Below are 10,043 nucleotides of genomic sequence, written 5' to 3' on the forward strand. Positions count from 1 at the left end.
TTCGAAGGGACTCCTCGGTGAAGAATCTCAACCGGGGCCGCAGTTTTGCGCTCGGCCTCGCTCTCATAGCCGCCGGCATGGCGGCGCCCCCAGCACTCAGCGCGGCCGCCGCTCCAGCGGCACAACCGGACCCGTCCATCGTCGACGAGATGCGCGACACCTCGTCCGGCGGCATCGCCCTCCGCGAGAACCCGGCGACGGGGAAGGTCGGTTTCGCGCGCGCCAAGGGCTCGAACCCCGATCTTCTTCCAGGTGTCGCCGCCGAGGGGCGACAGGGTGCGATCGACAAGGCCACCCGCTACCTCGACCGCTTCGCGGGCGCGTTCGGCGCCCGTGCGAGTGACCTCGAGCAGACCGAGGTCTACGCCGACAAGATCGGCTGGTCGATCACCTTCGGCCAGTCCTACAAGGGCGTTCCGGTCTTCGGCGCCGAGCTGAAGGCGGAGGTCGACCGTGAGGGCGACCTGACCGTCGTCAACGGCTTCGCGGCCCCCGGCCTGTCTCTCGACACGACCCCGAGGTTCTCCCGCGAGGAGGCCTCGGCTCGCGCGCTGTCCTTCGTCAAGACCCGTCCGAGCGGCTACGACGACGGCGGCGTGCCGCGCTACTACAAGGTCGGCCTCAAGGTCCGCTCGATCGAGCTGATGATCTACCGCACCGGCTCGACCCGCGGCATCGACGGCGACAACCGGCTCGCCTGGGTCGCCGAGGTGTGGAACAAGAGCACCATCCGGGAGACCGTGATCCTCGACGCCACGACCAACAAGCCGCTCAACCGGTGGTCGATGATGGCGCACGCGCTCGAGCGTGAGCTCTACGAGGGCTACGTCGACGACAACGGCACGCCCGGCAACCCGGACGACGACTTCGTCAACTACGACCACGTCTACTCCGAGGGCGACGCGTTCCCCGGCGCGCTGGACGAGGACCAGGTCAACGAGGTCCTCGGCGCGGGTGAGTCCTACTGGATGTTCCGCAACACGTTCGGCTACAACTCGTGGGACGGCGCCGGCGGCGAGATGTACACGGTCAACAACGACCCGACCATCAACTGCCCGAACGCCAACTGGAACGGCTTCTCGACCAACTACTGCACCGGCGTCACCGGTGACGACACGGTCGCCCACGAATGGGGTCACGCCTACACGGAGTCGACCTCGGGCCTGATCTACCAGTGGCAGGCCGGCGCGATGAACGAGGCCTACTCGGACATCTGGGGCGAGACCGTCGACCAGCTCAACGCGCGCGACAACCAGCTGGGCGAGACGCCCGGCGACCTGGTTCTCCGCACCGAGGGCAAGTGCTCGGAGTTCACCCGGGCCGAGGTCACGATGGAGATCACCGCTCCCGCCAGTGTCGACGGCCCCTGCAACGCGGCACCCGCGTCGTTCGGACCGGTCATCACCCAGGCCGGCGTGTCCGGCACGGCGATCATCGGTGTCGACGGCACCGGCACGCTCCCGGACGGAACGCCTGACACCTCGACGGGCGACGGCTGCCTGCCGTTCGTGAACGCGGGCGACATCGCCGGCCAGTGGGTGTTCGTCGACCGCGGCACCTGCACCTTCGCGACGAAGGCGCAGAACGCCGAGGACGCCGGTGCGCTGGGCATCGTCGTCGCCGACCACACCGCCGGGCGTGACCCGATCTCGATGTCGGGTTCCGCCGACATCTACGGCGTCATGGTCACCCTCGAGGACGGTCAGCGGTTCAAGTCGGCCGGGGGTCCGGTCAGCTTCGACATCGCCGCGGTGCCCGCCGACACCGACGTCAGCTACCGCTGGCTGTCGGGTGAGTCGGACCCCGCGTTCGGTGGTGCGATCCGCGACATGTGGAACCCGAACTGCTACGGCGACCCGGGCAAGGTCTCCGACGCCGAGTACCACTGCTCGGCCGAGGACTCGGGCGGCGTGCACAGCAACTCGGGTGTCGTGAACCGGACGTTCGCGATCCTCGTGGACGGACTGCCGGGCAAGGTCGCCCCGATCGGGATCGACAAGGCGGCGTGGCTGTTCTGGTACACCCAGACCCACTTCCTGACGCCGACGTCGTACTTCCCCGACCTGGCCGACGGGCTCCTCGCGTCCTGCGCCGCACTCCAGGGCCAGGACATCGAGAAGGTCACCCTGGGCGACCCGAGCCGCGCCGACGGCGCGGACGGCGGAGTCGTCGCACCCGAGCTGGTCGAGGGCGGCACCACCGACGCCGACTGCAACCGGGTCCAGGCCGCCATCAACGAGACCGAGCTGCGGCTCGACCCGACCGAGCAGTGCGCCTGGGAGCCGCTGCTGCAGCCGGGCGCTCCGTCGCTCAACTGTGGCGACGAGACCGTCACCGAGACCTCGTTCACCGAGGACTTCGAGGACGGTCTCGACGGGTGGAGCCAGGACGAGGAGCTCGGGTTCCCCTTCAGCGAGGGGATCCCGTGGGAGGAGTCCACGGACGCACCCGGCGGGCACGACAGCGCCGTCGCGTTCGGTCCCGACCCGGTCGCCGGTGTCTGTGGCGGTGCGGGTGACCTCACCAGCCGCAACGGCCTGATCAGTCCCGACATCACCGTCCCCGACGGCCTGAGCCCGCGGCTCTCGTTCGACCACTACCTGGCGACCGAGGCGACGTGGGACGGCGGCAACGTCAAGGTCAGCGTGAACGGCGGAGCGTTCGAGATCGTGTCTCCCGACGCGTACCTCTTCAACGCGCCGGGTGGCGAGCTCGACCCGGGCGCCGGTCCGATGGGCGGCGAGCCTGCCTGGACGGGCACCGACGGCGGACAGCTGTCCGGCTCGTGGGGCACGTCGATCATCGACCTCAGCGCGATCGCTGCGGCCGGTGACACGGTGAGCTTCCGGTTCGACCTGGGTCGCGACGGCTGCAACGGCGTCGACGGCTGGTACGTCGACAACGTGACGGTCGAGAGCTGCGTCCCGGCGCCGCTCGCGACCAAGACCAGGGTCAAGAAGGTCACCCCCGACCCCGTGGTCAAGGGCGTGCCGTTCACCGTCAAGATCAAGGTCTCCGCTGACGGCGACGTCCCGACCGGCCGCGTCGTGCTGAAGTACGGCAAGGTCAAGCTCGGACGGGACGACCTGAATGCCCGCGGCATCGCCAAGATCACGGTGTTGCGGATCTTCAGGGCCAACCGCACCTACGAGCTGCTCGCGAAGTACCGCGGCGATGAGGGATTCCTGCCCAGCAAGCAGGCGTTCACGATCGACGTCGTCCGTCGGTGATCGGCTCCGAGTGATCAACGGCTAGGCAGCTAGCCGACCAACCCGACAGTCCCCGCTCTCCTCCGGGAGGGCGGGGACTGTTGCGTCGTCGACCTCGCCGCTCGTCGACCTCGCCGCTCGTCGACCTCGCCGCTCGTCGACCTCGCCGCTGGTTGAGGTGCGAGCGAAGCGAGCCTCGAAACCAAGGCCCGGATGCGTTGCCTAGGCGGCGGCTGCCGCCTCGAGGCCGCGCTGGACCGCGCCGTGGTCGACCGCGTGCCCGTCCGCGGCGACCACCCGGACGTCGGGCACACCGATGAAGCCGAGCACCGCGCGCAGGTACGGCGTGTTGAAGTCCAGGTCGCTGCCGATCCGGGTCGAGCCGGAGGCGGTCACGACCCAGGCACGCCGAGCGGTGACCAACCCGACCGGGCCGTGCTCCTCGAAGCGGAACGTCCGGCCGGCGCGCAGCACCTGGTCGACCCAGGCCTTGAGCGCCGCGGGGATCCCGAAGTTGTAGACCGGCGCGACCAGCACGAGCTCGTCGGCAGCCAGGAGCTCGTCGATGAGCTCGTCGGAGTGGGCCAACACCGAGCGGTCGCCGTCGGCGAACGCCGCTTCGACCCAGGAGCCCGTCACGAGGGGCAGGCCCTCGGTGGCGGAGCGTCGGACGACGCGGTCGCCGGGACGGGCGAGGTGCTCGACGAGGACGTCGGCGAGGCGGCGGGTGACCGACGCGCCGTGGTCGGCGCCGGAGTCGACGCGAAGGATGGTGCGGTCCATGACAGGCCCCGTTCTACTGGTGGAGGGTGCACTCCCCAGTCGACCGCTCCGGACCGTTCACCGATACCGGGCTATCCCTGAAAAACCGGTCGGGGTGGCCCCGTCAGGCCTCGACGACCACCGGGATGATCATCGGGCGGCGCTTGTGGGTGTTGCTCACCCACCGGCCGATGATGCGGCGCACGGTCTGCTGCAGCTGGTAGGTGTCGTCGTTGCCCTCGGACAGGAGCTCGTTGACGGCGTCGATGATCGGCTGCTTGATCGCCTCGAACATCGAGTCGTCCCAGGCGTGGCCCCGGGCGTGGATCTCGGGGCCGGCGGACACCTTCCCGGCGACCGAGTCGACGACCACGATGACCGAGATGAAGCCCTCCTCGCCGAGGATCAGCCGGTCCTTGAGCTCGGCCTCGGTGACGTCGCCGATCGACTGGCCGTCGACGAAGACGTAGCCGACCGAGACCTTGCCCGTGACCGACGCGACGCCGTCGACCAGGTCGACCACGACGCCGTCCTCGGCGTACACGACGTTCTCGACGCCGGTCAGCGTCGCCAGCGCGCCGTTGGCCAGCATGTGCCGGGTCTCGCCGTGCACCGGCAGCACGTTGCGCGGGCGGACGATGTTGTAGCAGTAGATGAGCTCGCCGGCGCTGGCGTGGCCGCTGACGTGCACCAGGGCGTTGCCCTTGTGGACGACCCGGGCACCCCAACGGGACAGGCCGTTGATGACGCGGTAGACGGCGTTCTCGTTGCCGGGGATCAGGCTGGAGGCGAGCACGACGGTGTCGCCGGCCTCGAGGTGGACGAAGTTGTGGCTGCGGTTGGCGATCCGCGCCAGCGCGCTCATCGGCTCACCCTGCGAGCCGGTCGAGATCAGCACCTGCCGCTCGGGTGGCAGCGTCGCGAGCTCCTTGGCGTCGACCATCACGCCCGGCGGCACGGTGAGGTAGCCGAGGTCGCGGGCGACGGCCATGTTGCGCACCATCGAGCGCCCGACGTAGGCGACCTTGCGGTCGTGCTTCACGGCGCTGTCGAGGATCTGCTGCACCCGGTGCACGTGGGAGGCGAAGCAGGCCACGATGATCCGCTGCGCCGACTCACGGAAGACCTGGTCGAGGACCGGCGTGATCGACTTCTCCGCAGTGGTGAAGCCCGGCACCTCGGCGTTGGTGGAGTCGGTCAGGAAGAGGTCGACCCCCTCCTCGCCGAGCCGGGCGAACGCCCGCAGGTCGGTGATCCGGCCGTCGAGCGGCAGCTGGTCCATCTTGAAGTCGCCGGTGTGCAGGACCAGGCCGGCGCCGGTGCGGATCGCGACCGCAAGGGCGTCAGGGATGGAGTGGTTGACCGCGACGAACTCCAGGTCGAACGGCCCGAAGCTGATGCGCTCGCCCTCCTTGACCTTGTGGGTCACGGTCTCCTTGAGCCGGTGCTCCCGCAGCTTGCCGCCCAGCAGGGCCAGGGTCAGCTCGGACCCGACGAGGGGGATGTCGCTCCGCTCGCGCAGGAGGTACGGCGTGGCGCCGATGTGGTCCTCGTGACCGTGCGTGAGCACGAGCGCCTCGACGTCCGCCAGGCGGTCCCGGATCGGTGCGAAGTCGGGGAGGATCAGGTCGACGCCCGGGTGGCTCTCGTCAGGGAAGAGCACGCCGCAGTCGACGATCAGCAGGCGTCCGTCGTACTCGAAGACGGTCATGTTGCGGCCGACCTCGCCGAGGCCGCCCAGCGGGATGACGCGCAGCCCACCAGCGGGCAGCTCCGGCGGTGTGCCGAGCTCGGGGTGCGGGTGACTCAACTGAGGACTCCCGCCGCTTCGAGCCCCGCGCGAAGGGCAGCGACTTCTGCGTCGTCGAGCTCGATCAGCGGCGACCGGACCTTGCGGTTCTCCAGCACCCCGATCATCTCGAGCGCGGCCTTCGCCGTGGTGGCGCCGTAGTTGGGCACGCCCATGATCGCGTCGATCGCCGGGAGCATGCCGGTGTAGATGTCGAGGGCCGCCATCGGGTCGCCGTGGTGGAAGGCGTCGTGCATCGCGCGGAGCCGGTCGCCGACCACGTGACCCGCAACGGAGACGAACCCGACCGCGCCGTGGGCCAGCCAGGCCAGGTTGGAGACGTCGTCACCGGAGTAGACGGCGTAGCCGAGCTCCCGGATCCGGACGCCGCGCGGCAGGTCGCCGACCGCGTCCTTGACGGCGACGACCGGCTCCCAGCCGGCCATCTCCTGGTAGGACTCGAGGGCGATCTGGCTGCCGGTGCGGCCCGGGACGTCGTAGAGCATCACCGGGAGGTCGGCGGCGTCGACGACCTGGCGGAAGTGGTTGACGATCCCGCGCTGACCGGGCTTGTTGTAGTAGGGCGTGACGAGGAGGATCCCGTCGGCGCCCACCTTCGCTGCCTGCTGGGCGAGCCAGATCGAGGTGTTGGTGTCGTTGGTGCCGACGCCGGCGACGAGCTTGGCCCGGTCGCCCACGGCGTCCTTCACTGCGGCGAGGGTCTCGCCGTCCTCCTCCTTGGTGGTGGTGGCGGACTCGCCGGTGGTGCCGGAGACCACCAGCCCGTCGTGGCCGTGGTCGACCAGGTGGCGGGCGACCCGCTGGACCGCGTCGAGGTCCACCGAGCCGTCCTCGCGGAAGGGCGTGACCATGGCGGTCAACACAGTGCCGAAGGGCGCGGAGCTCATGGGGTCAGGCTATCGCCTCGCCCGCACCCCCGGTGGTCGAGGAGGTCGCGCCAGCGACCGTCTCGAGACCTCACACGTGCGGCATGACCTCCTCGGCGACCAGGTGGAGGTGGTCGAGGTCGGCCAGGTCGAGGGTCTGCAGGTAGATCCGCTGGGCGCCGAGCTCGGCGTACCTCCCGATCCTGTCGACGACCTCCTGCGGGGTGCCGGCGAGCCCGTTGCGCCGCAGCTCGTCGGGTTCGCGACCGATCGCCTCGGCGCGGCGGGCGACCTCGGCGTCGTCGCGACCGACGCACAGCACCAGGGCGTTGGACCAGGTCAGGTCAGCAGGATCGCGATCGATCTCCTCGCACGCGGCGCGCACCCGCCCGAACCGGGTCGCCGTGGTCTCCTCGTCGACGAACGGGAGGTTGAACTCGTCGGCGTAGCGGGCGGCCAGCGCCGGCGTCTGCTTCTTGCCCAGCCCGCCGATGAGGACCGGCGGCCCACCGCGGTGACCACCGCTCTGCGCCGGCTTCGGCAGCGCCGGCGAGTCGCTGAGCTGGTAGTGCGTGCCACTGAAGTCGTAGGTCTCCCCCGTCGGCGTCGACCACAGGCCGGTCACGATCTCGAGCTGCTCGCTGAACCGCGCGAACCGCTCCTTGGTGTCCGGGAACGGGATGCCGTAGGCCGTGTGCTCCTGCTCGAACCAGCCCGCACCGATGCCGAGCTCGACCCGGCCGCCGCTCATCGCGTCGACCTGCGCGACCTGGATGGCGAGCACGCCGGGATGCCGGAAGGTCGCGCTCGTCATCATCGTGCCGAGCCTGATGGTCGCGGTGTCCCGCGCCAGACCGGCCAGTGTGGTCCAGGCGTCCGACGGGCCGGGCAGCCCGTCGCCGCCCATGGTCAGGTAGTGGTCGGAGCGGAAGAACGCACCGAAGCCGAGGGACTCGGCTGTGCGGGCAACCGCGAGGAGATCGTCGTACGACGCGCCCTGCTGGGGCTCGGTGAACACCCGGAGCTCAACTGTCATGCTCCCATCATGGACGCTCTCCGTGACGCGGCCGCTGCGGCCCTCGACTACGCGGCGACGGTCGACGACCGCCCCGCCTTCCCCACCGCTGCGGCCGTCGCCGGCCTCGCCGCCTTCGACGAGCCGCTGCCCGGCGACGGCACCCCGGTGGCCGAGACCCTTCGGCTGCTGGCCACCGCCGGCTCACCCGCCACCGTCGCCAGCACGGGTGCCCACTACTTCGGCTTCGTCATCGGCGGGGTCCATCCGGCGGCCCTCGGCGCGGCCTGGCTGGCGGACGCCTGGGACCAGAACGCCGCCCTGCCGGTGATGTCGCCGGTGGCCGACCGGCTCCACGACGTCGTACGACGATGGCTGGTCGACCTCCTGCGGCTGCCGGCGCCGACCGGGGTGGTGTTCACGACGGGCGCGACCGTCGCCAACGCCACCTGTCTCGCGGCCGCCCGCGACGCGTTGCTGGAGCGGGCCGGGTGGGACGTCCAGGCCGACGGGCTGTTCGGCGCGCCGGAGATCACGGTCGTGGTCGGCGCGCACCGCCACTCGACACTGTCGAAGTCGCTCGGGTTCGTCGGGCTCGGACGCCGCCGGGTGGTCGTGGTCCCGGCCGACGACCAGGGGCGGGTGCGCGCCGAGGACCTGCCCGACGTCTCCGGACCGGTGCTCCTGTGCGCGCAGGCCGGCGAGGTCAACAGCGGTGCCTTCGACCCGTTCGACCGGATCGCCGACTGGGCCACGAGCCGACCGGGGCGGGACGCGTGGATCCACGTCGACGGCGCGTTCGGGCTCTGGGCTCTCGCCGACCCGGCGCGCACCGACCTGGTGACCGGGCTGGATCGCGCCGACTCGTGGGCGACCGACGGGCACAAGTGGCTCAACGTGACCTACGACTGCGGGATCGCGTTCGTGCGGGACCCGGCCGAGCTGCGTCGTACCTTCGCGGCGGTGGCGGGCTACCTGCCGAGCGGAGACGGGTTCGAGGCCATGCACCACACGCCGCAGTCGTCGCAGCGAGCGCGTCAGATCGAGGTGTGGGCGGTGCTCCGCAGCCTCGGTCGGTCCGGGGTCGCCGACCTGGTCCGGCGCACCAGCGAGACCGCCGCCGCGATCGCCGACCGGCTCCGGGCCGCCGGGCTGGACGTGCTCAACGACGTGGTCCTCAACCAGGTGCTGGTGCGGCTCGACGACGACGCCACCACCTCGGCGCTGGTCGCCGCCGTCCAGGCCGACGGCCGGGTCTGGTGCGGCGCGACCCAGTGGCACGACGCCCCTGCGATGCGGATCAGCGTGTCGTCGTGGAAGTCGGAGCCTGCCGACGCCGACGGCATCGCCGCCGTGATCCTCGAGTGCGCGGCCCGCGCGCGGGCCGACCGCTGATCGCTCAGCCGGTCCCGCCGCAGCCGAACGCCCGCTCCCAGCGGACGATGTCGAAGCCTGCCCGCGGCTCCCGCGCGACCTCGCGCCAGCGGCTCCGGCTGAACTGCGGGTAGAACGTGTCGCCCTCCGGCGTCTCGTGGACCTCGCTGATGATCTGCACGTCGGCGTACGGCAGCGCCGCCTCGTAGACCACCGCTCCCCCGCCGATCATCACGTCACCGGGCAGGGTGTCGGCCAGCGCCAGCGCGTCGAGCAGGGTGGGAGCGACGAGGACGCCGTCGGCCTGCCACTCCGGGTCGCGGGTGAGCACGATCGTGGTGCGGTTCGGGAGCGGCTTGCCGATGCCCTCGTGCGTCGTCCGGCCCAGGACGAGGATGTGGCCGGAGGTCGTCTCCTTGAAGTGGGCGAAGTCCTCGGGGAGGTGCCACGGGATGTTGCCCGCCAGCCCGATCACGCCGTTCTCCGCCACCGCGGCGACCATCGTCACCGTCTTGCCCCCTGGGGTCATCCGGTGGCGCCGATCGCGGAACCGGGGCACACTCGCGCAGTCATGGGACGAAGCCTGCCATCTGTCATTGCCGCCGTGGCGCTGGCGGGTGCCCTGGCGTCGTGCGCCACCCACGAGAACGACGCGGACGGTGCCGACGGCGAGCGCGGCGAGCCGGCGCCGTCGTACTCCATCGTGCCGGTGCCGCCGCGGCCGATGACGGGGACCCTCGACGCCGTGCTGCGCCAGTCGTCGCGCGACGCCGCCCGCGGCCGGATGCAGGTGTGGGTGTTCAACGGCACCGAGGACGACGTCGAGCCGGCCACCATCACCTACGTCGACCCGCGCCTGAGCGAGCCGATCGTCGGGCAACGGGTCCGCTCGATCCCGTCCGGGCTCGAGCGCGGCTTCCCGCTGCCGCTCGCGGGGCCGCGCTGCGGCCGGGTCGGGCAGGAGCCGCCGGCGCTGGTCGTCGACACCCCCGACGGCGTCGAGCGGC

At 71.1% G+C, this 10,043-nt stretch carries 8 protein-coding genes; 3 read left to right on the plus strand and 5 right to left on the minus strand.

Going from position 1 to position 10,043, the window contains the following annotated elements; all coding sequences use genetic code 11:
• Positions 1-17 precede the first annotated feature (17 nt).
• On the plus strand, positions 18-3,230 hold the full coding sequence (locus tag H0488_RS08525; protein ID WP_183098853.1) for a M4 family metallopeptidase: 3,213 nt from the start codon (positions 18-20) through the stop codon (positions 3,228-3,230).
• A gap of 201 nt (positions 3,231-3,431) precedes the next feature.
• On the opposite strand, the gene H0488_RS08530 is transcribed toward H0488_RS08525, so the two are convergent.
• The 4 genes from H0488_RS08530 to H0488_RS08545 all read right to left on the minus strand — a co-directional run bounded on the left by H0488_RS08530 (position 3,432) and on the right by H0488_RS08545 (position 7,683).
• On the minus strand, positions 3,432-3,992 hold the full coding sequence (locus H0488_RS08530) for an FMN-dependent NADH-azoreductase (protein WP_183098854.1): 561 nt from the start codon (positions 3,990-3,992) through the stop codon (positions 3,432-3,434).
• A gap of 103 nt (positions 3,993-4,095) precedes the next feature.
• Positions 4,096-5,781, minus strand: coding sequence for a ribonuclease J (locus tag H0488_RS08535; RefSeq protein ID WP_183098855.1), 1,686 nt, complete (start codon positions 5,779-5,781; stop codon positions 4,096-4,098).
• On the minus strand, positions 5,778-6,668 hold the full coding sequence (gene dapA, locus H0488_RS08540) for a 4-hydroxy-tetrahydrodipicolinate synthase (RefSeq protein ID WP_183098856.1): 891 nt from the start codon (positions 6,666-6,668) through the stop codon (positions 5,778-5,780). The genes H0488_RS08535 and dapA overlap by 4 nt, the downstream gene beginning before the upstream one ends.
• A gap of 70 nt (positions 6,669-6,738) precedes the next feature.
• A complete protein-coding gene (locus tag H0488_RS08545) occupies positions 6,739-7,683 on the minus strand; it encodes an LLM class F420-dependent oxidoreductase (protein WP_183098857.1) in 945 nt (314 codons plus the stop codon).
• A 9-nt stretch (positions 7,684-7,692) separates the two neighbouring features.
• On the opposite strand from H0488_RS08545, the gene H0488_RS08550 reads away from it, so the two are divergent.
• Positions 7,693-9,057: a pyridoxal phosphate-dependent decarboxylase family protein gene (locus H0488_RS08550; protein WP_183098858.1), complete on the plus strand. Its 1,365-nt coding sequence runs from the start codon at positions 7,693-7,695 to the stop codon at positions 9,055-9,057.
• A 4-nt stretch (positions 9,058-9,061) separates the two neighbouring features.
• Here the strand turns inward: H0488_RS08550 and H0488_RS08555 are convergent, their stop codons facing one another.
• A complete protein-coding gene (locus H0488_RS08555) occupies positions 9,062-9,565 on the minus strand; it encodes a dihydrofolate reductase (protein ID WP_183098859.1) in 504 nt (167 codons plus the stop codon).
• Between the two features lie 42 nt (positions 9,566-9,607).
• Between H0488_RS08555 and H0488_RS08560 the strand changes: the two genes are divergently transcribed.
• Positions 9,608-10,043 (plus strand): hypothetical protein (locus H0488_RS08560; RefSeq protein WP_220794345.1); only part of this gene is annotated, 436 nt, incomplete at its 3' end.

It is taken from the genome of Nocardioides pelophilus (genome assembly GCF_014180685.1).
GTDB lineage: Bacteria > Actinomycetota > Actinomycetes > Propionibacteriales > Nocardioidaceae > Nocardioides > Nocardioides pelophilus.